The organism is Arthrobacter sp. JB02-1C (assembly GCF_057748045.1).
Window position 1 is genome coordinate 1,743,140 of record NZ_CM173235.1, and the last position, 23,046, is coordinate 1,766,185.

General features: G+C 67.4%; 21 protein-coding genes. 16 read left to right on the forward strand and 5 right to left on the reverse strand.

The features are described from left to right. Window positions 1-59 precede the first annotated feature (59 nt). A complete protein-coding gene (locus tag AC3ANP_RS08430) occupies window positions 60-1,250 on the forward strand; it encodes a trans-sulfuration enzyme family protein (protein ID WP_488332866.1) in 1,191 nt (396 codons plus the stop codon). 28 nt (window positions 1,251-1,278) lie between these two features. After that, window positions 1,279-1,635, forward strand: a complete 357-nt coding sequence (locus AC3ANP_RS08435) for a DUF2516 family protein (RefSeq protein WP_488332867.1) — start codon at window positions 1,279-1,281, stop codon at window positions 1,633-1,635. A 34-nt stretch (window positions 1,636-1,669) separates the two neighbouring features. Here the strand turns inward: AC3ANP_RS08435 and AC3ANP_RS08440 are convergent, their stop codons facing one another. Further along, entirely contained in the window at window positions 1,670-2,515 is an 846-nt protein-coding gene (locus AC3ANP_RS08440; RefSeq protein WP_488332868.1) for a class I SAM-dependent methyltransferase, read from the reverse strand. A 115-nt stretch (window positions 2,516-2,630) separates the two neighbouring features. Here AC3ANP_RS08440 and AC3ANP_RS08445 point away from each other — a divergent pair, with 115 nt between their 5' ends. Further along, window positions 2,631-3,377 (forward strand): phosphoglyceromutase, encoded by a 747-nt coding sequence (locus tag AC3ANP_RS08445; RefSeq protein WP_488332869.1) that lies wholly within the window; start codon window positions 2,631-2,633, stop codon window positions 3,375-3,377. Between the two features lie 91 nt (window positions 3,378-3,468). On the opposite strand, the gene phoU is transcribed toward AC3ANP_RS08445, so the two are convergent. Continuing rightward, window positions 3,469-4,131 (reverse strand): phosphate signaling complex protein PhoU, encoded by a 663-nt coding sequence (gene phoU, locus AC3ANP_RS08450; RefSeq protein ID WP_488332870.1) that lies wholly within the window; start codon window positions 4,129-4,131, stop codon window positions 3,469-3,471. A 207-nt stretch (window positions 4,132-4,338) separates the two neighbouring features. Here phoU and AC3ANP_RS08455 point away from each other — a divergent pair, with 207 nt between their 5' ends. Both AC3ANP_RS08455 and AC3ANP_RS08460 read left to right on the forward strand, forming a co-directional pair. Beyond that, window positions 4,339-5,553, forward strand: coding sequence for a sensor histidine kinase (locus tag AC3ANP_RS08455; RefSeq protein ID WP_488333001.1), 1,215 nt, complete (start codon window positions 4,339-4,341; stop codon window positions 5,551-5,553). After that, window positions 5,550-6,230, forward strand: a complete 681-nt coding sequence (locus tag AC3ANP_RS08460) for a response regulator (protein ID WP_354237218.1) — start codon at window positions 5,550-5,552, stop codon at window positions 6,228-6,230. The genes AC3ANP_RS08455 and AC3ANP_RS08460 overlap by 4 nt, the downstream gene beginning before the upstream one ends. Before the next feature lie 97 nt (window positions 6,231-6,327). On the opposite strand, the gene AC3ANP_RS08465 is transcribed toward AC3ANP_RS08460, so the two are convergent. After that, complete coding sequence (locus AC3ANP_RS08465; RefSeq protein WP_488332871.1) at window positions 6,328-6,924, reverse strand: hypothetical protein; 597 nt, start codon at window positions 6,922-6,924, stop codon at window positions 6,328-6,330. Between the two features lie 360 nt (window positions 6,925-7,284). On the opposite strand from AC3ANP_RS08465, the gene AC3ANP_RS08470 reads away from it, so the two are divergent. From AC3ANP_RS08470 to rlmB, 6 genes are all read left to right on the forward strand, one after another. Beyond that, window positions 7,285-7,767, forward strand: a complete 483-nt coding sequence (locus AC3ANP_RS08470) for a CarD family transcriptional regulator (RefSeq protein ID WP_026266570.1) — start codon at window positions 7,285-7,287, stop codon at window positions 7,765-7,767. A 93-nt stretch (window positions 7,768-7,860) separates the two neighbouring features. Then, a complete protein-coding gene (gene ispD, locus AC3ANP_RS08475; RefSeq protein WP_488332872.1) occupies window positions 7,861-8,679 on the forward strand; it encodes a 2-C-methyl-D-erythritol 4-phosphate cytidylyltransferase in 819 nt (272 codons plus the stop codon). A gap of 3 nt (window positions 8,680-8,682) precedes the next feature. After that, window positions 8,683-9,198 (forward strand): 2-C-methyl-D-erythritol 2,4-cyclodiphosphate synthase, encoded by a 516-nt coding sequence (gene ispF / locus AC3ANP_RS08480; protein WP_488332873.1) that lies wholly within the window; start codon window positions 8,683-8,685, stop codon window positions 9,196-9,198. Between the two features lie 77 nt (window positions 9,199-9,275). After that, window positions 9,276-9,629, forward strand: a complete 354-nt coding sequence (locus tag AC3ANP_RS08485; RefSeq protein WP_488332874.1) for a hypothetical protein — start codon at window positions 9,276-9,278, stop codon at window positions 9,627-9,629. Between the two features lie 41 nt (window positions 9,630-9,670). Next, a complete protein-coding gene (gene cysS / locus AC3ANP_RS08490; RefSeq protein WP_488332875.1) occupies window positions 9,671-11,128 on the forward strand; it encodes a cysteine--tRNA ligase in 1,458 nt (485 codons plus the stop codon). 123 nt (window positions 11,129-11,251) lie between these two features. Next, window positions 11,252-12,241, forward strand: coding sequence for a 23S rRNA (guanosine(2251)-2'-O)-methyltransferase RlmB (rlmB, locus tag AC3ANP_RS08495; protein ID WP_488332876.1), 990 nt, complete (start codon window positions 11,252-11,254; stop codon window positions 12,239-12,241). A gap of 224 nt (window positions 12,242-12,465) precedes the next feature. Here the strand turns inward: rlmB and AC3ANP_RS08500 are convergent, their stop codons facing one another. Beyond that, window positions 12,466-13,272: a carbon-nitrogen hydrolase family protein gene (locus AC3ANP_RS08500; protein WP_488332877.1), complete on the reverse strand. Its 807-nt coding sequence runs from the start codon at window positions 13,270-13,272 to the stop codon at window positions 12,466-12,468. A gap of 129 nt (window positions 13,273-13,401) precedes the next feature. On the opposite strand from AC3ANP_RS08500, the gene glgX reads away from it, so the two are divergent. From glgX to AC3ANP_RS08515, 3 genes are read left to right on the forward strand one after another with little or no spacing between them, the layout of a single operon-like run. After that, window positions 13,402-15,516, forward strand: coding sequence for a glycogen debranching protein GlgX (glgX, locus tag AC3ANP_RS08505; protein ID WP_488332878.1), 2,115 nt, complete (start codon window positions 13,402-13,404; stop codon window positions 15,514-15,516). 34 nt (window positions 15,517-15,550) lie between these two features. Then, window positions 15,551-16,006, forward strand: coding sequence for a guanyl-specific ribonuclease (locus AC3ANP_RS08510; RefSeq protein ID WP_488332879.1), 456 nt, complete (start codon window positions 15,551-15,553; stop codon window positions 16,004-16,006). A gap of 6 nt (window positions 16,007-16,012) precedes the next feature. Further along, window positions 16,013-16,369 carry a barstar family protein gene (locus tag AC3ANP_RS08515; RefSeq protein ID WP_488332880.1) on the forward strand — a complete coding sequence of 119 codons (357 nt, stop codon included), beginning with the start codon at window positions 16,013-16,015 and terminating at the stop codon, window positions 16,367-16,369. 45 nt (window positions 16,370-16,414) lie between these two features. On the opposite strand, the gene glgP is transcribed toward AC3ANP_RS08515, so the two are convergent. Further along, entirely contained in the window at window positions 16,415-19,033 is a 2,619-nt protein-coding gene (glgP, locus tag AC3ANP_RS08520; RefSeq protein ID WP_488332881.1) for an alpha-glucan family phosphorylase, read from the reverse strand. Window positions 19,034-19,201: 168 nt separating this feature from the next. On the opposite strand from glgP, the gene AC3ANP_RS08525 reads away from it, so the two are divergent. Then, the gene (locus AC3ANP_RS08525) at window positions 19,202-21,256 is read left to right on the forward strand and encodes an alpha-1,4-glucan--maltose-1-phosphate maltosyltransferase (RefSeq protein WP_488332882.1); all 2,055 of its coding nucleotides are present in this window, start codon (window positions 19,202-19,204) and stop codon (window positions 21,254-21,256) included. Beyond that, window positions 21,253-23,046: a maltose alpha-D-glucosyltransferase gene (treS, locus tag AC3ANP_RS08530; RefSeq protein WP_488332883.1), complete on the forward strand. Its 1,794-nt coding sequence runs from the start codon at window positions 21,253-21,255 to the stop codon at window positions 23,044-23,046. The genes AC3ANP_RS08525 and treS overlap by 4 nt, the downstream gene beginning before the upstream one ends.

A 23,046-nucleotide genomic window follows, 5' to 3' on the forward strand; every position in this document is an offset into this window, starting at 1 on the left:
CGAGGGGCCCGGGCCGTCATGGCGTCGGGGCCGCCGCGGCGCCGAAGTACCCTGTGACCATGAGTCTTCCCGAAGAACAGGCCGCCGCGCTCTCAGCGGAAACCCTCGTGGTGGCCGCCGGCCGTCCGCCGCGTGACCGTGACGCACCGGTCAACCCGCCGATCGTGCTTTCCTCCACGTATTTCGGCACCGGGCCGCTGGGCCCCGGCGACCGCGGTTACGGCCGCTACTCGAACCCCACCTGGGACCCGTTCGCACAGGCACTGGCGCAGCTGGAGGGCGCCGCGCTGCCGGGTCTGCTGTACGCGTCCGGACTCGCCGCCGTCAGCTCCGCCCTTTCCCTGGTCCCGGCGCAGGGGGTACTGGTGATGCCGTCGCACAGCTACGCCGGCTCGCTGGTCATGGCGACGGAACTGGCGCAGAAGGGTGCGCTCGAACTGCGCACGGTGGACATCGCGGACACCGCTGCGGTGCTGGCGCAGCTGGCCCCCGCCGGCGGAAAGCCCGCCGACATGTTGTGGCTGGAAAGCCCCACCAACCCGATGCTCGGCGTCGCGGACATCCGCGCCCTGACAGCGGCGGCACACTCCGCCGGCGCCCTGGTGGTTACGGACAACACCTTCTCCACCCCGCTGGTCCAGCAGCCGCTCAGCCTGGGCTCGGACCTTGTCCTGCACTCGGTCACCAAATACCTCTCCGGACACTCCGACGTCGTACTCGGCGCCCTGGTAACTTCCGACGACGAGTTGCACGCCCGGCTGCTGCATCACCGGACCATCCACGGGGGCATCGCGGGTCCCTTCGAGGCGTGGCTGGCGCTGCGCGGGCTGCGCACCCTCGCCCTCCGGATTGAGCGCTCGCAGGCCTCGGCGGCGGTGCTGGCGCAACGGCTCAGCGTGCACCCGCGCGTTGGCCGCATCCGCTACCCGGGGCTCGCCTCGGATCCGGGCCACGAGCGGGCCAAAGCGCAGATGAAAGGTTTTGGGTCGGTGCTGTGCATCGAGATGGCACCGCTGGAGGCAGCCGGGCTGACCGGCGCGGACGCCGCCGACCGGATGATCCGGGCGCTGCAGCTGTGGCTGCCCGCGACCTCCCTGGGCGGGGTGGAATCGTTGATTGAGCGCAGGCGCCGGCACACCGCCGAACCGCTCAGCGTACCCGAGAACCTGGTCCGGCTCAGCGTCGGCATTGAACATGTCGAGGACCTGTGGGCCGACTTGGAACAGGCGTTGGCCACGCTGGACGCCTAAGGCCGCCCCGGGCGGCTAGGCTGGGGGGATGGACGGAAGAACCCTCGTTGTTTTCGCCGATTTCGGCGTGAGCGTCGTCATCTTGCTCATTTCCCTTGGCCTGGAGATCTGGGCGTTCCTCGACTGCCTGCGCCACAAGGCCAACGCTTTTGAAGCGGTCTCCAAGCGGACCAAGACCTTCTGGCTTGCCCTCACCGGCGTTGCCCTGGCCATCGGGGCGTTGGCCGTCCTGACCTACCGCGGCGGCAGCCCCGTCAACGCCCTCGGACTCTTCGGCCTCGCCGCCGTCACGGCCGCCTCCGTCTACCTCGCCGACGTCCGTCCCGCAGTGAAGGACGCCGGCCGCGGCGGAAGCAGGAACATGGGCCCCTACGGTCCCTGGTAGTCCCCGCCGGCCCACCGCCGGCCCACGGCCAGCGTCAGGCAGGCGCTACGGCGTCCCAGTCCACCGTGATTTCACCCAGCCGCCAGCGCGCCGGACCGTCCTGCACCGGCCAGCCGCCGGCACGCAGGATCCGGCACATGGCCACCCAGCGCTGCCGGTTTCCGAAGGAGGCCAGCGGCGCAGCTTCCAGCCAGCCCTGGTCGAGCGCCTGCAGGTAACCATGGATCTTCTCGCCGGGCACGTTCCGGTGGATCAGGGCCTTCGGCAGCCGTTCCGCGATTTCCGAGGGGAGCGCGAACCCGCCGAAGCGCAAGGAGAGCGAAAGACTCAGGGGCCGCGCGCCGTCGAGCGCCACCCATGTCACCCGGCGGCCAATTTCGTCACAGGTACCGTCGATGAACAGCCCGCCGGGAGCCAGCCGGTCCTGCACCAGGCGCCACACTGCGGGGACGTCGGCCTCCTCGTATTGCCGGAGCACGTTGAATGCCCGGACCAGCACCGGCCGGCCCGGCACCGGGAGCTCGAAGCCGCCCAGTTGGAAGCTCAGCCCGGGGCGTTCCAGGGCCTGGGCCAGCCGGACACGTTCCGGCTCGATTTCAATCCCAACGACGCGCACGCCGGGGCGCACGGCGCTCAGCCGCTCGAAGAGTTCGACGGCGGTAGCCGGCGAGGCGCCATAGCCCAGGTCCACCACCAGCGGATCCGCCGCGTTGCGCAGCCGCCACGCCTGTGGCCCGGCCAGCCAGCGGTCGACCCGGCGCATCCGGTTGGGGTTGGTCGTTCCCCGGGTCACGTTGCCCACCGGTCGCGCGGCCCCGGAGCCGCCACCCAAGCCGCCCGGAGCCCGGGGGGACTGCACCCGCTTCGCCTTCTGCACCACCTAGCCACCCTATCCGCCCGCCGGCACTGTCCCCGGCGCTGCCCGCTCCGGAGCCCGGGGGCGGTGCCGCTGTAACGCCGGGCACAGGAACAGGCGCTCGGTTAGGATGAAAAGCATGACTTACAAGCTGATTCTGCTGCGCCACGGCCACAGCGAATGGAACGCCAAGAACCTGTTCACCGGCTGGGTGGACGTCGACCTGAACGATCAGGGACGTGCCGAAGCGGTGCGCGGCGGCGAGTTGCTGGTCGAGAACGACGCCCTTCCGGACATCGTCTACACCTCGCGGCTGAAGCGGGCCATCAACACCGCAAACCTGACGCTGGAGAAGGCCGACCGGGGCTGGATCGACGTCAAGCGCGACTGGCGGCTCAACGAACGGCATTACGGTGCGCTGCAGGGCAAGGACAAGGCCCAGACCCTGGCCGAATACGGCGAGGAGCAGTTCATGACCTGGCGCCGGTCCTACGACACCCCGCCGCCGCCGCTCGCCGATGACTCCGAGTTCTCCCAGGTGGGGGACCCGCGCTACGCGGACCTCGGCGACGCGATGCCGCGCACCGAGTGCCTCAAAGACGTCCTGATCCGGCTGCTGCCGTACTGGGAATCCGAGATCAAGGAAGACCTCAAGGCCGGAAAGACCGTGCTGGTCACCGCGCACGGCAACTCGCTGCGGGCGCTGGTCAAGCACCTTGACGGCATCAGCGACGCGGATATCGCCGGGCTGAACATCCCCACCGGCATCCCGCTTGTCTACGAACTGGACGAGGACTTCAAGCCGCTGAACCCGGGCGGCACCTACCTCGACCCCGAGGCCGCCGCCGAGTCGATCAAGGCAGTGGCCAACCAGGGCAAGAAGTAACGCTCCCGCCCCTGGTACGACGACGGCGGCCGGTCACCTCCGAGGTGACCGGCCGCCGTTGGGCTGTCTGCTCCCGGAGGAGCAGGCAGCGTCAGCTGTGTTCGTTGCTGTTCGGCTGCCAGGCGCCGGTGACCAGGTAGGTGACCTTCTGCGTGACGGAAACTCCGTGGTCCGCGAAGCGTTCGAAGTAGCGGCTCGCCAGGGCCACGTCCACCGTGGTGGCGGCGGACTCGGACCAGTCGCTGCGCGCGATCGCCTTGAAGACGCTCAGGTGCAGGTCGTTGATGACTGTGTTGGCTTTGAGGATGTCGCGGGCCACCTCAAGGTCGCGGGTCTCCAGCAGGACGGTCAGCTTCTCTGCGATCTCCAGGTCATGCTTCGCGAAGCTCCGGAAGGTCTCCTGCAGCGACTCCGGGATGACGTTGGCCGGGTAGCGGAGCCGGGCGAGCTGGGCGATGTGCCGTGCGAGGTCGCCCATTCGCTCCAGCGAGGCGCTCATCCGCAGCGAACCCACGATCATCCGCAGGTCACTGGCGACCGGGCCCTGCAGGGCGAGGATGTCGATGGCGCGCTCATCGAGGCTGTTCTGCAGGAAGTCGATCCGCGCGTCCGCCGCAATGACGTCCTCGGCGAGGTCGATATCGGCGCCCTGGAATGCCGTCGTCGCCTTCTCGAAGGCCTCGCTGACCAACTTCGAGATTTCGATAAGCTGCTCACCAACCTGGGTGAGCTCTTCCTGAAAAACCTTGCGCACGGGTGCGTCCTTTCCTTGGAAACGTCACCGGGACACCGCAGTGGCCGGCCCGTTTCGATTCACCGTTGCGGCGTTCAACCTGCCACCCTTCCATTCTCCGGTGAACTGTTACGCCTCAATAGGTGAACGTTAGCTGAACCGGCGCTGCAATCGCACCCGTGGAGATTTCCGGCGGGCCGCAGCGCATAAGCTGGAGCCGTGGATCCAATGCTCATCGGCGTGATCGCGGGGCTGGTCGGCCTGTCGCTCGGCATCTTTGGTGTGCTCGCCTTTCGCGTCAGCGAACAGCAGCGCACGCTCAGCAACGTCGAAACCGACGATCCCTCCCTGCCCGACGGCGCCGCGGAGGTTCTGGCCGTCGTCGGCCGGGCCTTCGTCGTCGTGGACGCCGTCGACGGCGTGGTGCGCGCCAGCCCGGCGGCCTACGCGTACGGACTGGTCCGCGGTCACACGGTGGTACATCAGCAACTGCTGGAGATGACCGCCAAAGTGCGCCGCGACGGCGTGATCCTGGAAAAACAGCTCGAGCTGCCCCGCGGGCCGCTGGGCCAGGGGACCATTGTGGTGCAGGTCCGCGCGGCCGTGCTCGGCGAGGAATACATCCTGCTCCTGGCCGACGACCGCACCGAGATCACCCGCACCGAGGAGATCCGTAACGACTTCGTGGCCAACGTCTCGCATGAGCTGAAGACCCCCGTCGGCGCCATTTCGCTGCTGGCCGAGGCGCTGGAGGCCTCACCCGACGACGAGGAGGCAGTCCGCCGGTTCGCCAGGCGCATGCACAAGGAATCCACCCGGCTGGCCGCCTTGGTGCAGGACATCATTGAGCTGTCCAGGCTGCAGGGCGCGAACGTCGCGCAGCAGGCGCATCCAGTGGACATCAACACGGTGGTCGCCGAGGCTGTGGACCGGTCCCAGCTCCCCGCCGAGAGCAAGAACATCGAGATTGTGGTGGGCGGTCGGGCCGACGCCATGGTGTACGGCGAGAAGGACCTGCTGGTCACGGCGCTGCGCAACCTGATCGACAACGCCATCCGCTATTCCCCGGAGAACACCCGCGTAGGCGTTGGGGTGCGGGCCAGGGACGGCCTGGTGGCCGTCTCCGTGACGGACCAGGGGGAGGGGCTCAGCCCCGAGGACCAGGAGCGCGTCTTCGAACGCTTCTACCGGGTGGACGCCGCCCGGTCCCGCCACACCGGCGGCACCGGACTTGGCCTGAGCATCGTCAAGCACGTGATGGCGAACCACGGCGGCGAGGTCACGCTGTGGTCACAGCCCGGCCAGGGCTCCACCTTCACCATCCGCCTTCCGGAAATGGAGGGCCAGGACCAACCTGCGGCGGACCCCCGACGGACCCCGCCCAACGCACGACCAGAACGACGTGACGCCACCGGCGTCCATGAGCAAGGAGCTAGCGCTTGAGCCGGATTCTTATTGTCGAGGACGAGGAATCGTTCAGTGACCCCCTCTCCTATCTGCTGGGCAAGGAAGGGTTCGAGGTGGAGGTCGTGGACAACGGCCTCGACGCCATCACCGAGTTTGACCGCAATGGCGCAGACCTGGTCCTGCTGGACCTGCAGCTCCCCGGGCAATCGGGCACGGAGGTGTGCCGCCAGCTGCGTCAGCGGTCCTCCGTGCCGGTAATCATGCTGACCGCCAAGGACGCGGAGATTGACAAGGTGGTGGGCCTGGAGCTGGGCGCCGACGACTACGTGACCAAGCCCTACTCCTCCAGGGAGCTGGTGGCCCGGGTGCGGGCAGTGCTGCGCCGGCACGGTGAACCGGAGGAGCTCGTGTCCAGCACCGTCCAGGCCGGTCCGGTCCGGATGGACATTGAGCGGCACGTGGTCAGCGTCAAGGGCGAGCAGGTGTCGCTGCCGCTGAAGGAATTCGAGCTGCTGGAGATGCTGCTGCGCAACTCCGGCCGGGTGCTCACCCGCGGCCAGCTGATCGACCGGGTCTGGGGCTCGGACTACGTGGGCGACACGAAGACCCTGGACGTGCACGTCAAGCGGCTCCGCAGCAAAGTTGAGCCGGACCCGTCCGCGCCGCGGTACCTGATCACGGTCCGCGGCCTGGGGTACAAGTTCGAACCCTAGCCGGGGCGAGAACGCGGAAACATAAAGGAGAGGCACCCGTGCAGGGTGCCTCTCCTTTTCTGTGCCGCGAATTATGTGCCGCCAAGCGGCGCTGACGCTAGCGGCTGCTGCTCGGCGAGGGGGCCGGGGACGCGGCCGCCGTCGTGGACGACGAAGCGCCGGGACTCGCCGTACCGGAAGCGGTGCCCGAACTCGTGGGCTCGGGGGTGGGCAGGTACTGCTTGTACTCCGTGATCGTGCCGTCCAGGACCGGCATCTTGAACTTGGCCTCTGTGTTGTTGGCGTCCTCGCGGATGGTCACCTCGACGACGGATCCGGGCTTGCCGCCGGTGGAGCTCAGCACCGCGGAGTCGGAGCTGTCGTTGAGCAGCGTGTAGGAGTTCTTCTTGACCGGCACCTGGGTCTGGGAGCCGTTGGCGCCGTTAATGGTCAGCTTCACGTCCTTCGACGAGGTGTTGTACACGGCGCCGATAACCCGGCCCGGCTTGCCCTGTCCATCGGAGACGATCATCATGTTGCGGAGCTCCAGCGGGCCGAGTTCCGTGCGGGTCCCGTCCGATGCCGAGTACTGCTCTGAGGTCTGCTGAGGGTTGATGTAGCCGCAACCGGTTACGGACAGCAGGCCGATGCCAAGAGCAGCCGTTGCTAATGCCAGCTTGCCGCGCCGGCCCCGGGTCATCGCAGTGAAACGCACGTCACGCACTCCTTGAGAGTCTTGAACCATTATTCAGGCCCTAGCCTATCGGCAATAGACGTCAAACGCGGACTCGGGCGCGTAGATAACGGCGCACGCACCCGAAGCGCAACGGGGCCGGCCAGGGCTTCACCCGGGTGTCGCACAGGTGTCCGCCCCGGGGCCCCGGCAGCCGTTTGCGGCGCGAACCGGAAACCCTAGGCAGGGTGGGGCGAATGCACTATTGTTCGGGTTCGTCAAGGGGTTTGGAGGACCGATTCAGGGCATTTTCCGCGGAATTACGCGGTTTTGGGACCTATTCCATGCCAGTCGTATGCCTTAATCGTGATAAACTGATACGCGGGAAAGGGGAATGTCCACATGGTTTTTGAGGTCGGCGAGACAGTAGTTTACCCTCACCACGGTGCAGCAAAAATTGAAGAAATCAAGATGCGCACTGTCAAGGGCGAAGAGAAGATGTATCTCAAGCTCAAGGTGGCTCAGGGTGATCTGACCATTGAAGTTCCAGCAGAGAACGTTGACCTTGTTGGGGTCCGGGACGTAGTGGGCAAGGAAGGCCTGGAGCACGTGTTTGACGTGCTGCGGGCCGAGTTCACTGAAGAGCCTACCAACTGGTCACGTCGTTACAAGGCGAACCTGGAGAAGCTTGCATCCGGTGATGTTATCAAGGTGGCAGAGGTCGTCCGCGACCTGTGGCGCCGCGACCATGACCGGGGTCTCTCCGCAGGAGAGAAGCGCATGCTGGCCAAGGCCCGCCAGATTCTGATCTCAGAACTGGCGCTGGCCGAAAAGACCGATGAAGAGAAGGCTGCAAGCGTTCTCGATGAGGTCCTGGCTTCCTAGCTCAGAATCGAACCCCGGTGGCGAAACGGCCACCGGGGCTTCTTTTTGCCCGGAACCGGCTCCGCGCGGGGGCCGGGACGTAGTCTTGTCCGCATGAGTACTGCATCCACAGCACGCCCCACCGCGGTCATCCTCGTCGCCGCCGGATCAGGCCAACGCCTCGGCTACGGCATGCCGAAGGCCAAGGTTCCTTTGGGCGGTGACAGCATCCTGACCCATGCCCTGCGGGGCGTGGCCGCTGCGGGCATCGCCCGGCAAATCTGCGTTGCCATCCCGCCGGGGGACCAGGAACTCCGGGCCCAGTGCGAGGCCTTCGCAGCCGAACTGCGCGCCGACCGCGCCCGGGCCGCCGCGCCCGAGGACGGCGAACCGCTGCCCGCGCTCAACATCGTCGACGGCGGTGCCAGCCGTGCGGACTCGGTGCGGGCAGCACTCTCAACCCTGATGCCCGGAACTCTGTCCGTGCTGGTTCACGACGCGGCCCGCGCACTCACCCCCGAATCGGTATTCCACCGGGTCGCCGCCGCACTCGCGGCCGGCGCGGTCGCCGTTATCCCCGTGATACCGGTGGTGGACACCGTCAAAACGGTGGACCCGACCCAGGGCCCCGACGCCGAGATCGCACCGGAGATGGTAACCGGCACTGCACCGCGCGAAATGCTGCGCGCGGTGCAGACGCCCCAGGGTTTCGACGCCGAGACCCTGGTGCGCGCCCACGAGGCCGCCGCAACGTTCGACGCCGCCCAGCACGCGGCGGTCACCGACGATGCCATGCTGGTGGAACTGCTCGGCGTGCCGGTCCACGCCGTACGCGGGGCCAGCCAGTCGCTGAAGATCACCACCCCGCTGGATCTGATTCTCGCCGAAGGGCTCCTGGAAGGCCCGCTGGGCGCGCGCTGGGTGGAGGGCTGACCGATGGACGCGGAAAACTCCGAACCGCACCGGCTGCCGATCCCTCGAACCGGCATCGGCATCGACGTCCATGCCTACGCGCCGGCGGACGCTCCGCAGCCGCTGTGGCTCGGCGGCCTGTTCTGGGACGGCGAGCGGGGACTCGCCGGCCACTCCGACGGCGACCCGGTGGCCCACGCCGCCGCCGACGCCTTGTTCTCCGCCTGCGGGCTCGGGGACCTCGGCACACACTTCGGCACCGACCGCCCCGAATATGCCGGGGCCTCGGGCGTCACGCTGCTGGCCGAGGCGGCCAGGATCGTCCGCGCCGGGGGCTTCGAGATCGGTAACATCGCCGTGCAGTTCGTCGCCAACCGTCCCAAGTTCGGTCCGCGCCGGGAGGAATCACAGCGGGTGCTCAGTGCGGCTGCCGGCGCGGCCGTCAGCGTCTCCGCCACCACCAGTGACGGGCTGGGCTTCACCGGACGCGGCGAAGGCATCGCGGCGACGGCCACGGCACTGGTGTATCCGGCCCGCTGATTCCCGCGACCCGGCCCGCCGCGCCGATCGGGCCTACTGTTAAGGGACAACCCCTCCGGACCTTCAGGAGACCTCCCGTGAAAAAGCTGCTTCCCGCCGTCGTCCTTGCCGCCGGAGCACTGCTCGCCGGGTGCGCCGGCCCCGCGGGCCAGCCGGCCAGCACTGCGCCGCGGATGAGCGTGGACGAAACTTGCAAATTCCTCAACACCGATACGTTCGTGCCCCAAGGAAGCGACAAGGAAAAGGCCGCCCAGATCAGCCAGCACTACCAGGACGTCGCGAACAAGGTAGCCCCGGAGGTCGCGGAGCCCATCCAGCAAATGTCGGACATCATGAAGCAGGTGGCCGCGAGCTCCACCGGCACCCAGACCCCGGACCAGCTCACCCAGCTCAGGCAGCAGCTGGACAAGATCGGCCAGCACTGCAAGTAGGACCGCAGGTTCGGCCGCCGGCAATCGGCTAATCTGGACCGGTGACCCTGCGCTTTTACGACACCGCCTCCGCCGAAGTCCGCGACTTCGTCCCCCTCGTTCCAGGCAACGTGAGCCTGTACTACTGTGGCGCCACGGTGCAGGGCATGCCGCACGTCGGGCACATCCGCTCCGCAATCGCCTTCGACCAGCTCACCCGCTGGCTGGAATACCGCGGCTTCCGGGTCACGGTGGTCCGCAACGTCACCGACATCGACGACAAAATCCTGGCGAAGTCGGCCGAATCCTTCGCCGCGGACTTCGAGGACGAGCCGGGAACGGTGCGGAACGAGGAATGGTGGGCGCTGGCCTACCGTTATGAGCAGGAATTCCTCAAGGCCTACGACACCCTGGGCGTGTCCCGGCCAACGTACGAACCGCGCGCAACCGGCCACATCCCGGAGATGCACGCCCTCATTCAGCAGTTGGTCGACCGTGGCCACGCCTACCCGGCGCTGGACGGCTCCGGTGATGTCTACTTCGACGTCCGCTCCTGGTCCAAATACGGGTCCCTGACGCGCCAGAACATCGACGATATGCAGGGCGCAGCCGACGCCGACCCGCGCGGGAAGAAGGACCCCCGCGACTTCGCGCTCTGGAAGGGGCACAAGGACGGGGAACCGACGACGGCGAGCTGGGACTCCCCGTGGGGCGCCGGACGGCCCGGCTGGCATCTGGAATGCTCCGCGATGGCCGGCAAATACCTGGGCACCGAGTTCGATATCCACGGCGGCGGACTTGACCTGCGTTTCCCGCACCACGAGAACGAAATGGCGCAGTCGCAGGCGGCCGGCCAGGGCTTCGCGAACTTCTGGATGCACAACGGCATGGTCACCTACGCCGGCGAGAAGATGTCCAAGTCGATCGGCAATACGGTCAGCCCGGCGCAAATGCTCGAGCTCGCATCGCCGCGGGTGGTCCGGTACTACCTCGGGCAGGCGCAGTACCGCTCGGTGCTTGACTACCGCCCCACGTCGCTGGCGGAGGCCACCGCCGCCGTCGAACGCATTGACGGCTTTATCAGCCGGGCGGTCCGGGCACTTTCCGAGGGCGAAACCTACGGCTTCTTCACCTACGGGAAAGTCCCGGAGGCCTTCGAACGTGCCATGGACGATGACCTGAATGTGCCGCAGGCCCTGGCGGTGGTCCACGAAACGGTCCGGTCCGGCAACACCGCGCTGACCGAGGGACGCCTGGAGGATGCGCGGCAGGCCCTGCACGATGTGCATGACATGCTGCGCGTGCTCGGGCTCAATGACGTCGCCTCCGGTCCCGGCGCGGACTCGCGCGAATCGGCTGCGCTCAACGTCCTGGTGGAGGCCCAGCTCGCCGCCCGGGCGCAGGCCCGCGCCAATAAGGACTGGGCCGCTTCGGACGCCATCCGGGACACCCTCGCCGCCGCCGGCGTGGTCGTTGAGGACGGCGCGGACGGTGCCAGCTGGAGCCTGAAGCGCGACTAAGTTGTTTTGGGCCGTCGCAGGCCACCGGAGCCTGCGCCGACCCCGCCGTCGAGGATTTAACGCCGGTCAGTAGACTGGAGTTCAGACTTATCCACGAATCGCGTAATTAAAAGGGTGAAACTCATGGCCAACAACGGTCGCCGCTCGGTCAAATTGAAGAAGGGCCCCACCGTCGGGACCGGAGGCCACGGCCGCAAGGCCCTGGAAGGCAAGGGGCCCACGCCCAAGGCGGAAGACCGCCCCTACCACAAGGCGCATAAGAACAAGCAGCTCGCCGACCGTTCAGCAGCCAAACGCCCGGGCACCCGGGCCGGCAACACCGGCGCCCGCTCGGGTCCCAAGGGCCGCGCCACCGAGGAAGTGGTCACCGGCCGCAACTCCGTGGTCGAAGCCCTTCGTGCCGGCATCCCTGCCAAGGCCCTGCACGTCGCGATCCGCATCGAGATGGACGACCGCGTGAAGGAGTCCCTCAAGCTTGCGGCCGAACGCGGCATCCCGCTGCTGGAAACGGGCAAACCCGAGCTGGACCGGATGACGGACGATGCCATCCACCAGGGCCTCGTGCTGCAGATTCCGCCGTACCAATACCAGGACGCCTACGAGCTGGCCGAGGAGACCCTCGAAAGCTGGAAGAAGGGCCACGTCGCCAACGCGCCGCTCTTCGTCGCGCTCGACGGGATCACCGACCCGCGCAACCTCGGTGCAATCATCCGCTCCGTGTCCGCGTTCAGCGGCCACGGCGTGGTCGTCCCGGAACGCCGCTCCGTGGGCGTCACCGCCTCGGCGTGGAAGACCAGTGCCGGTGCCGCCGTGCGCGTACCGGTGGCCCGCGCGGCCAACCTCAACAGCACGCTGAAGGCCTTCAAGAACATGGGCATCTACGTGCTGGGCCTGGACGGCGACGGCGACGTCTCGCTGCCGGACCTCACCCTGGCCACCGAGCCGGTGTGCCTCGTGGTCGGGTCCGAAGGCAAGGGCTTGAGCCGACTGGTCCGCGAAAACTGCGACCAGATCGTCTCCATCCCGATCGACTCGGCGATGGAATCGCTCAACGCCTCGATGGCTGTGGGCATCTCGCTCTACGAGATCTCCCGCCAGCGCGCCGCCAAGTAACCTTTTCCGTGGCCGGGCTCCGCCGCAAGCGGATCTTTGCCGTCGCTTAGCGGTCAGCCCCTCCCCAAACTTCGCAAGCTCAGTTCGGGGCCCTCGGGGCTGTCCTTCCTCCCGGCGCTTTGTTCGGCCGCGGGCGGCCTCGCTCCGCTCTGGTCGGCGATGCGCTCCTTGCAAAGATCCGCTTGCGGCGACGTGCCTCTCGCCCCTTTGATTCGGGGCGTCGGCTAGAACTTCCGGCGGTTGGCCAGTACCGGCAGCTTGGCGCGGGCGTCGTCGACGACGGCGGGGTCCAGATCCGCGAACAGGAGGCCCGGGGCGCCGTCGAGTTCCTGCAGGACCTCGCCGAACGGTGAGACGACGGCGGAGTGCCCCACGCCGGTGGGAGCGGAGCCGCTGACCTCGAGGCCCTGGCTGGCGGGATCGCCCTGCCCGCAGGCCAGGACGAACGTGGTCGAGTCCACGGCGCGGGCCCGGGAGAGCAGCTTCCACTGCTCCACCTTGCCCGGGCCGGCACCCCAGGAGGCGCACACGATGTTCACCTGGGCCCCGCGGTCGGCATTTTCGGTGAACAGGTCCGGAAAGCGCACGTCATAGCAGGTGGTGAGCCCGAAGGTGACCCCGTCGACCACGAACGTCACCGGGCCGTCGCCGGCGTCCACGGTGTCCGACTCCGCGAAGCCGAAGGCGTCGTAGAGATGGATCTTGTCATAGCGGGCCTCAACGCCGGGGCCCGTCACCAGGAGGGTGTTGCGGACCTTGGACGTGCCGGCCGACGACTGCCCCGGAGTGAACATGCCGGCAACAATGACGATGCCCTCCTTTGCGGCGACCGCGCGGACGCTGGAAGCCCAAGCGCCGTCGACAGGCTCCGCGATGTCCAGCAGCGAATTGCCGAAAGCGCGCATCGTCGCTTCCGGGAAGACAACCAGGTCGGCACCGCCTGCCTTCGCCTGCCGGGCGTAGTCCCGGACCAGCTCCAGGTTCCGCTCCGGCTCGCGGCCGGTGATGATCTGAGCAAGTGCAATGCGCACAATAACCTCCAAGTCAGGGCCTGCTCCAAGTATGCCCGCCCTTGAACCTCCGTGCCCGCCTGCACTCCTGTCCGCCTGGCGGGAGTGCGGACGAGCATCCATTTGTCACCCCCGGCTAAGCTTGATGCGATGGTCAACCCGCAGATAGATCCCGCCACCACCGCGGATGCCTCGCGGCCTTTTCCGCTGGGCGTGAGCGTCCCCCGGGCCGGTTCCGAAACAATCGATGACCCGCTCGGCGCGTTCGCGAACGTCGCGGTGTACGCCCCCGGCGTGGCCGGCCTGGACGTCGTGTACCGGGCGCCCGGCGACGAGTGGCAGCTGAAGACCCTCCCCAACGTCACGGATGGCGTCCACCACGGAATCGTCGAGGGGATGCCTGCCGGGTCGCGGTACGGCCTGCGCCCCTCCCCGCAGTCCGAGGCACTTCCGGTCCCGGTGCCCACCCGGGACTTCGACGCCGACGACGGTCAGCCGCTGCTGTTGGATCCCTACGGCCGCGGCGTGGACGAACGCGGCGATTTCATTACCAACGTCCGGATGGCCGGCGCTTTCGACTGGGGAGCGGACCAGGCACCGCACACCGCGTGGCGCAACACCATCATCTACGAAGCCCACGTCCGCGGCCAGACCATGCTGCACCCGGACATTCCGGAACACCTCCAAGGCACGTACGCCGGCATGGCGCACCCGGCCATGGTGGAACACCTCCTTGCGCTCGGCGTCACCGCCGTCCAGCTCCTTCCCGTCCATTTCCATGTGGACGAGCCGCACCTGCAGGACCTGGGGCTGACCAATTACTGGGGCTACAACACTGCGGCATTCTTCGCCCCGCACCCGGGCTACGCCACCCAGGCGGCCCGGGACGCCGGCCCCCAGGCGGTGCAGGATGAATTCAAGGGGATGGTCAAGCTTCTGCATGCCGCCGGCCTCGAGGTGATTCTCGACGTCGTCTACAACCACACCGCCGAAGGCGGCCCGGACGGCCCCACGCTGAGCTTCCGCGGCCTCGGCGAGCTGCAGTACTACCGCCACGACGGCCACGGCACGTACGTGGACACGACCGGCTGCGGCAACAGCCTTAATTTCGGCGAGCCCCGGGTGGTGCAGCTGGTGCTGGACTCGCTGCGTTATTGGGTGAATGAATTCCACATCGACGGGTTCCGCTTCGACCTGGCCGTCACCCTGTGCCGCAACGCGGACAACGACTTCGACCCGCGGCACCCGTTCCTGGTGGCGATCGCCGCGGACCCGGTGCTGTCCGGCACCAAGCTGATCGCCGAACCGTGGGACGTCGGCTACGGCGGCTGGCAGACCGGCCGGTTTCCGGCCGGCTGGGTGGACTGGAACGACCACTTCCGCGACGCGGTGCGGACGTTCTGGCTGGCTGACCGGGCCGCGATCGACGCCGGCGGCCAGGGCGGTTCAGTGGCCCGGCTCGCCGACGCGCTGTCCGGTTCCGCGAGCCTGTTCGCGGCGTCCGGGCGCACGCGGCTCGCCTCCGTCAATTTTGTTGCCGCCCACGACGGCTTCACGCTCGCTGACCTGGTCTCCTACGACCGGAAGCACAATGAAGCCAACGGCGAGCAGAACCGCGACGGACATGGCGACAACCGCAGCTACAACCATGGTTTTGAGGGACCCACCGAAGACGAGGCCGTCCTGGCCCACCGCGCACAGAGCAGCCGAAACCTGATGGCTGCCCTGATGGTGTCCCAGGGCGTCCCGATGATCAGTGCCGGTGACGAAATCGGCCGCAGCCAGCAGGGCAACAACAACGCCTACTGCCAGGACAACCCCATCACCTGGATCGACTGGACCAGCACGCCGCAGTCCCACGCGATGCTGCGCAGCACCAAGCGCGTGATCCGGTTGCGCAAGGAGTTCCTCGCCGGACAGCCGCACGATTACCCGGCCCGGGACCAGCAGTCTTATTTCCACTGGTTCGACGCCGACGGCGAGGCCATGTCGGAGGAACGCTGGCACGACCCCGGCCAGCGGGTGGTGCAGCTCCTGCTCGGATCCGACGGCGGCCAGATGACCGGCCTGGTGGTCGTCAATGGGGGTGCCCATGACGTGAAAGTCACGCTTCCGCCGATTCCTGCCGGCGTCGGCGCCCCCAACCGGCTGTACGAACTCCGGCTGACCACTTCCGAGCTGCACGACCGGCGCCAAGGCGTCCGGGTTTCGTCCGGCGAGCGTGACGTCATCCAGGCGAACAGCATCAGCATCTATCGGGTCTGACGTCCTGGCACCAGGCAAGGGAGCGCGGATGAAGATGAGCCGGCTAACAGCCCTGCTCGCCCTACTGCTGGGGCTGGTGGTGCTGGCTTTTGTTTTGCTCGGCCCCCCGCTGCCCGGAACTGCCCCGCCGGAGGCAGGCCGGGCCAGCACCGCCCAGGGCGCGTGGACATCCACGCCGCCGGATGCCGGAGTCGTCAACCCCTCCCGGCTTGCCGAGATTAAGGCGACGGAGCTGCCAGCCGAGGCTCGCCGGACCTTGGCCCTGATCGCGAAGGGTGGCCCGTACCCGTACGCCCGGGACAACGTCCCGTTCGGAAATTTCGAACGAATACTGCCGCAACGATCGTCCGGGTACTACCGGGAATTCACCGTGGTGACGCCGGGGGAGTCGGACCGGGGCGCGCGCCGGATCGTAGTGGGCCAGGGCGGCGACAAGTACTACACGGCCGACCATTACGCCTCATTCAAATTCATCGCCGAAGGCAAATAGGAACCCATGAAGATCTTTTCTGCTGACACCTGGACCCTCGAGGAGCTACTGGCCCAGATGCACGACGCCGGCCGCCGTCCCGTTCTGGTCCCTGCCGCAGACTCCACGAAGGGCGTCCTGCAAGCTTTCGGGGACGCGTTGGACTTCCCCGAGCACTACGGCGTGAACCTTGACGCCCTCAACGATTCGCTGCACGACTTCGCCGACACCGCCGCGGAGGACGACGAGCCGCCCGTCACCCTGATCTGGCAGGTGTCCGCCGGCTTCCGGGCCGGCCGCGCATTCGGCGTCATCTGCGAAATCCTGCAGGACGCCGAACGATACGCCGGCAACGACCTCGCCGTCATCGCCGTCTGCTTCTAACGGCAAGAGGGCCCCAGCGCCGTCGAAAGCGGGCCCGGGAACAGCTCAGGCGTTGACGATCAGGCCCAGTTCGGCCTTGGACGCCAGTCCCTCATGCTTGGGCAGCACCCGCACGGTGTAGCCGAACGACCCGGACCGGTCGATCACCAGGGTGCCGCTGAACAGGTAGCGGCCTTTCCCCAGATCCTCCACGGACTGCAGCTCGGCCACCGTGACGTTGGTCAGCTCGTCGCTGTCCTCGGCGCGGCCGTACGCCACCTCCACCGCCACGTCCTTCGGCGTGAGGCTGTGCAGCGCCACATAGGCATTCACCTGCAGGAAATCGCCGATCTGGGGATCCTCGGAAACGCCCACCGAATCGACATGTTCCACCTGGATCTGCGGCCACGCTGCCCGGACGGTCGATGACCAGGCCGCGAGAGCCTTGGCCTCGGCGAAGCCGTGGGCCGTCGCATGCCGGCCGGAGATGGCGGCCGGCCGGTACAGGACGTTGACGTAATCCTTAAGCATCCGTTCCGCGGAGACGGCCGGGCCCAGGTGCGCCAGGGTGTGCTTGATCATCGAGACCCAGTGCGTTGGAACTTCCTGCGGCCCGGGTTCGGACGGACCAGCCGCGCCGGCACCGGCTGAAACCGTCAGCCCGTAGAACCTCGGTGCCACCTGGGTCTCCAGCAGCTCGTACAGCGCCGCCGCTTCGATGTCGTCGCGTTCCTCCGGGGACGCGTCGTTGTTCGCGGTGGGAATCGCCCAGCCGTTCTCGCCGTCGTACATCTCGTCCCACCAGCCATCCAGCACGGAGAGGTTCAACGAGCCGTTCAGCGCTGCCTTCATGCCGGACGTGCCGCACGCCTCCAGCGGGCGGAGCGGGTTGTTGAGCCAGACGTCGCAGCCGGGGAAAAGGGTCCGGGCCATCGCAATGTCGTAGTTGGGCAGGAACGCGATCCGGTGCCGAACCTCCGGGTCGTCGGTGAAGCGGACCAGGTCCTGGATCATCTTCTTGCCGGCATCGTCCGCGGGGTGTGACTTGCCAGCGATGACCAGTTGGATCGGGTGGGTCTTGTGCAGCAGCAACGCCTTGAGCCGCGCAGGGTCCCGCAGCATCAGGGTCAGGCGCTTGTACGTCGGCACCCGGCGGGCAAACCCGATGGTCAGGATGTCCGGGTCCAGCACGGCATCGGTCCAGGCCAGCTCCGCGTCGGCGGCCCCGCGCGCCTTCCAGGCCGCCCGCAGCCGCCGGCGGACATCCTCCACCAGCGAGACCCGCATTTCGCGGCGCAGCGCCCATACCGCTTCGTCACTGACGTTGTAGGCCAGGTCCCAGCGGCCCTGCGTTTCCGCGTCGGACCCGAACTGTTGGCGGGCCAGCTTCGCGACCCGGGGATCAACCCAGGTCGGCACGTGCACCCCGTTCGTGACGGAGGTGATGGGCACCTCCGCGTGGTCAAATCCGGGCCAGAGTGCAGAGAACATGCCGCGCGAGACGACGCCGTGCAGCTTGGCGACCCCGTTGGCGCGCTGCGCCAGGCGCAGCCCCATCACGGCCATGTTGAAGACGAAGGGATTTCCGTCGGTGAAGTCCTCCCGGCCCAGGTCCAGGATCTTCGCGACCGGCACATCGGGCGCCAGTCCGGCCGCGAAGAAGTGCTCGATCTGGGCGGTTTCAAAGCGGTCGATGCCGGCCGGGACCGGGGTGTGCGTGGTGAACACCGTGGAGGCACGGCCCGCGGTCAGGGCCTCGTCCCAGCTGAGCGGGGCGTCGCCGGACATCAGCTCCTGGATGCGCTCGACGCCGAGGAACCCGGCGTGGCCTTCGTTGGTGTGGAAGACCTCGGGCGCCGGCGCCCCGGTCAGCCGCTGGAAGGCGCGCAAGGCTTTGACGCCGCCCATGCCCAGCAGCAGTTCCTGCTGGAGCCGGTGGTCGCCGCCGCCGCCGTAGAGGCGGTCCGTGATGCCGCGGGCGGCGTCGTCGTTGCCGGCGACGTTGGAATCGAGCAACAGCAACGGGACACGCCCGACGTCGGCCCGCCACACGTGCGCCAGCAGCCGCCGGCCGTTGGGCAGCGGAAGCGCGATCTGGATGGGCCTGCCGTTGCCGTCCGCCGAATTTTCGCGCAGCAGGGTCAGCGGCAGCCCGTCGGGGTCCAAAACCGGATAGGTTTCCTGTTGCCAGGCGTCGCGGGAGAGCGACTGCTTGAAATAGCCCGCCTGGTAGAGCAGGCCGACGCCGATCAGCGGGACGCCGAGGTCCGAAGCAGCCTTCAGGTGGTCGCCGGCCAGGATTCCCAGGCCGCCGGAGTACTGCGGAAGAACTTCGGTGATGCCGAACTCGGGGGAAAAGTAGGCGATGCAGCGCGGCGCGTCTTCGCCCAGGCTCTGGTACCAGCGGGGCTGCTCCAGGTACTGGTCCAGGTCCGCCGCGGCGGCATGGACCCGCTGAACCACGTCCTGGTCCGCGGCGAGGCCCTGTAGCTCCTCGCGGCTGACCAGGCCCAGGAAGGTCACCGGATCCTGCTCGCTTTCGGCCCAGACCGCGGGGTTAAGTTGCTCGAAGAGCTCCCTGGTCGGCAGGTGCCAGGACCAGCGGAGGTTGGTGGCGAGCCGTGCCAGGGGCCGGATCGATTCGGGAAGAACGGTTCGGACAGTAAATCTACGGATAGCCTTCACCAGCGAAACACTAACGGAGAACCAGGAGCCCCGGAACCGCATCGGGTTTCTTTCCGGTAAATGTCGGGTGGCCTTCCGGATTCGTCCAAAAAAAGTTAGCACCCTTAGCAATCTCCGCGATTTGTAGATAACGTCGAGGCTGTGACGACTAACTCGCGAAGCAGTGCCATGTCCAAGCAAAAGCCGAAGAGCCTGATAACCGACGGGCTCAAATTCGGCAGGTTTCCGATCACCGACGTGCAGCCAGCGGTCGAGAACGGCAGGTTCCCCGCCAAGGCAATTGTCGGCGAGGGCATCGTGGTCGGTGCCACCGCTTTCCGCGAAGGCCACGACCTGCTCGGGGTTTCCGCGGTGCTGCTCGACCCCCGCGGAAAAGAGCGCCAGCGGGTCCGGCTGGCGCCACCGCGCGGTGACCGCGGCGCGGGCACCGACCGCTGGGAGGGGCTGCTGACCCCCTCGGCCACCGGCCGCTGGTCTTTCGTGATCGAGGCCTGGCACGACCGCTACGGCACCTGGCACCACAACGCGGAGGTGAAGATCGCGGCGGGCATCGACGTGGACCTCATGCTCGCCGAGGGCGCCGCCCTGCTGACCGAGGCGTCCGAGGATGCCAGCCGCCCCTCCGCCGACCGCCGGACGCTGCGGATCGCCGTCGTGGACCTGTCGGACGCGTCCAAGACCCCGGAAGAACGGCTGGCCGCCGGCTTCAGCGCCGACGTCGCGGCCGTCATCGACCGGCAGCCGATCCGCGAACTGGTAACGGTCTCCGAGCCGTACCCGCTGTTGGTGGAGCGTGAGCTCGCCGGCCGCGGCGCCTGGTATGAATTCTTCCCGCGCTCCGAGGGTGCCGTGCGCAACCACGAAACCGGTGAATGGACCTCCGGGACGTTCCGCACCGCTGCCCGCCGGCTGGACGCCGTCGCCGCGATGGGATTCGACATCGTGTACCTGCCGCCGATCCATCCGATCGGGACGCAGCACCGCAAGGGGCCGAACAACACCCTGCTGGCCGGCCCGCACGACCCCGGATCACCCTGGGCGATCGGCGCAAAGGAGGGCGGCCATGACGCCATCCACCCGGACCTGGGGACGTTCGAGGACTTCGACGCATTCGTGGCCCGCGCCGGCGAACTGGGCCTGGAGGTGGCCCTGGACCTGGCCCTGCAGGCGGCGCCCGACCACCCCTGGGTGCAAAGCCACCCCGAATGGTTCACCACCAGGGTTGACGGCAGCATTGCCTACGCCGAGAACCCGCCCAAGAAGTACCAGGACATCTTCCCGCTGAACTTCGACAACGACCCGGCCGGGCTGTCCAACGAAATCCTGCGGATTGTCCTGCTCTGGATCAGCCATGGGGTCAAGATCTTCCGCGTCGACAACCCGCACACCAAACCGGTGTGGTTCTGGGAATGGCTCATTGCCAAGGTCAACAAGAAACATCCCGACGTCGTTTTCCTCGCCGAGGCGTTCACCCGCCCGGCCATGATGCACGCACTGGGCCGGGCAGGGTTCCAGCAGTCCTACACCTACTTCACCTGGCGCAACACCAAGACCGAGTTGGAGGAATACTTCCAGGAGGTCAGCCACGAATCTCCGGCGTATTTCCGGCCCAACTTCTTCGTCAACACCCCGGACATCCTCACGGAGTACCTGCAGTTCGGCGGACCGGCTGCGTTCAGGATCCGTGCAACGCTCGCCGCCACCGCCAGCCCGAGCTGGGGCGTCTACGCCGGGTTCGAGCTCTACGAGCACGTGGCCCGGCCCGGGGCCGAGGAGTACATCGATAACGAAAAGTTCGAGTACAAGGCCCGCGACTGGGACGCCGCGGCGGAATCCGGCCGGACCCTGGCGCCGTACCTGACCCGCCTCAACGCCATCCGGCGCGCCCACCCCGCCCTCGGGGATCTGCAGAACCTGACCCTGCACACCAGCACCGACGACGCCACGATCGTCTACTCCAAGCACAAGGCCCTTCCCGACGGCACCAAGGACACCCTGATCGTCGTCGTCAACGTCGATCCGCACAGCACCCGGGAAAGCACCGTCGCCCTGGACCTCGCGGCCCTGGAGCTGGAACCGGAGGACCTGACCCACAACGGCGGCTTCACGGTCGATGACCTGCTCAGCGGCGAAAGCTGGGAATGGGGTGAATACAACTACGTCCGCCTTGACGCCCATGTTGAACCCGCCCACATCCTGAGCATCCGGAGGTCTCGCCCGTGAGTTTCAGCCCGAGCAATCCCAGCCAGTTCACCCCGAAGGCGTCGTTCGAACTGAACGCGCCCGGCCTTCAACACGACCCCCTCTGGTACCGCAAGGCCGTCTTCTACGAGGTCCTGGTCCGCGGCTTCGCGGACGGAAACGGGGACGGGTCCGGCGACTTCCACGGCCTGATCGAAAAGCTGGACTACCTGCAATGGCTCGGCGTCGACTGCCTCTGGCTGCCGCCGTTCTTCCAGTCCCCGCTGCGCGACGGCGGCTATGACATCTCGGACTACAACTCCGTGCTGGACGAATTCGGCACCATCAGCGATTTCAAGCGCCTCGTGGCCGAAGCCCACGCCCGCGGCGTCCGCGTCATCATCGACCTCCCGCTGAACCACACCTCGGACCAGCACCCGTGGTTCCAGGAATCGCGCAAGGACCCCGAGGGCCCGTTCGGAGATTTCTACGTCTGGAGTGACACCGACGAGAAGTACCAGGACGCCCGGATCATCTTCGTGGACACTGAAGAGTCCAACTGGACCTTCGACCCGATCCGCCGGCAGTTCTTCTGGCACCGGTTCTTCAGCCACCAGCCGGACCTGAACTTCGAAAACCCCAAGGTCATCGACGCGCTCTTCGACGTCGTGCGGTTCTGGCTCGACCAGGGCATCGACGGTTTCCGCGCGGACGCCATCCCTTACCTCTTCGAGGAGGAAGGCACCAACTGCGAGAACCTGCCGGCCACCCACGAGTTCCTGCGCCAGCTGCGCCGGATGGTCGACGAAAGCTACCCGGGCCGCGTCATCATCGCCGAGGCCAACCAGCCGCCGGCGGAGGTGGTGGAGTACTTCGGCACCGAAGAGGAGCCCGAATGCCACATGGCGTTCCACTTCCCGATCATGCCGCGGCTGTACTACGCGCTGCGGGACCAGAAGGCCGCGCCCATCATCGAGACGATGCAGGATACCCCGGACATTCCCGAGGGCGCCCAGTGGGGGACCTTCCTGCGCAACCACGACGAACTGACCCTGGAAATGGTCACCGCCGATGAGCGCGCCGCGATGCTGGGCTGGTATGCCCCGGACCCGCGGATGCGGGCCAACATCGGAATCCGACGCCGGCTCGCGCCGCTGCTGGACAACTCCCGCTCCGAGATCGAACTCATCAACGCTTTGCTGCTCTCGCTGCCGGGCAGCCCGTTCCTGTATTACGGTGACGAGATCGGCATGGGCGACAACATCTGGCTCGAAGACCGGGACGCGGTCCGCACCCCGATGCAATGGAACCCGGACCGCAACGCCGGATTCTCAAACGCCGACCCGGGCAAGCTGTACCTCCCGGTCATCCAGTCGCTGGTTTACAACTACAGCATGGCCAACGTCGAGGCCGAGGCGGCCCACTCCGGCTCGCTGCTGCGCTGGACCCGGCAGATCCTCAGCGTGCGCAAAAACCACCCGGCTTTCGGGCTCGGCTCGTTCCAGCACGTGGAGGCGGACCACGACGTCGTCCTGGCCTACCTGCGCAAGCTGCCGGCCGGAAACCCCGCCGGCGAGGACCCCGAAACCATCCTGTGCGCCTTCAACCTCTCCCAGCACCCCGTCGCCACCACGCTCAAGCTGCCGCAATACGCCGGCCGCGGGCTCCGCGACGTCTTCGGCGGCCAGCCGTTCCCTGCCATCGGGGACGACGGGATGCTGACGCTCACGCTGGGAAGCCACGATTTCTTCTGGCTGAGGGTCAGGTCGGCGGCCTCGAACCCGGCCTCACCCCACACCCAGGCGATGCCGATCCTTTCCATCGAAGGCTGA

Coding starts and splice junctions, on each gene's coding strand:
- AC3ANP_RS08430 (WP_488332866.1), top strand. CDS start 60: ATGAGTCTTCCCGAAGAACAGGCCGCCGCGCTCTCAGCGGAAACCCTC.
- AC3ANP_RS08435 (WP_488332867.1), top strand. CDS start 1,279: ATGGACGGAAGAACCCTCGTTGTTTTCGCCGATTTCGGCGTGAGCGTC.
- AC3ANP_RS08445 (WP_488332869.1), top strand. CDS start 2,631: ATGACTTACAAGCTGATTCTGCTGCGCCACGGCCACAGCGAATGGAAC.
- AC3ANP_RS08455 (WP_488333001.1), top strand. CDS start 4,339: ATGCTCATCGGCGTGATCGCGGGGCTGGTCGGCCTGTCGCTCGGCATC.
- AC3ANP_RS08470 (WP_026266570.1), top strand. CDS start 7,285: ATGGTTTTTGAGGTCGGCGAGACAGTAGTTTACCCTCACCACGGTGCA.
- ispD (WP_488332872.1), top strand. CDS start 7,861: ATGAGTACTGCATCCACAGCACGCCCCACCGCGGTCATCCTCGTCGCC.
- ispF (WP_488332873.1), top strand. CDS start 8,683: ATGGACGCGGAAAACTCCGAACCGCACCGGCTGCCGATCCCTCGAACC.
- rlmB (WP_488332876.1), top strand. CDS start 11,252: ATGGCCAACAACGGTCGCCGCTCGGTCAAATTGAAGAAGGGCCCCACC.
- glgX (WP_488332878.1), top strand. CDS start 13,402: ATGGTCAACCCGCAGATAGATCCCGCCACCACCGCGGATGCCTCGCGG.
- AC3ANP_RS08510 (WP_488332879.1), top strand. CDS start 15,551: ATGAGCCGGCTAACAGCCCTGCTCGCCCTACTGCTGGGGCTGGTGGTG.
- AC3ANP_RS08515 (WP_488332880.1), top strand. CDS start 16,013: ATGAAGATCTTTTCTGCTGACACCTGGACCCTCGAGGAGCTACTGGCC.
- AC3ANP_RS08525 (WP_488332882.1), top strand. CDS start 19,202: ATGTCCAAGCAAAAGCCGAAGAGCCTGATAACCGACGGGCTCAAATTC.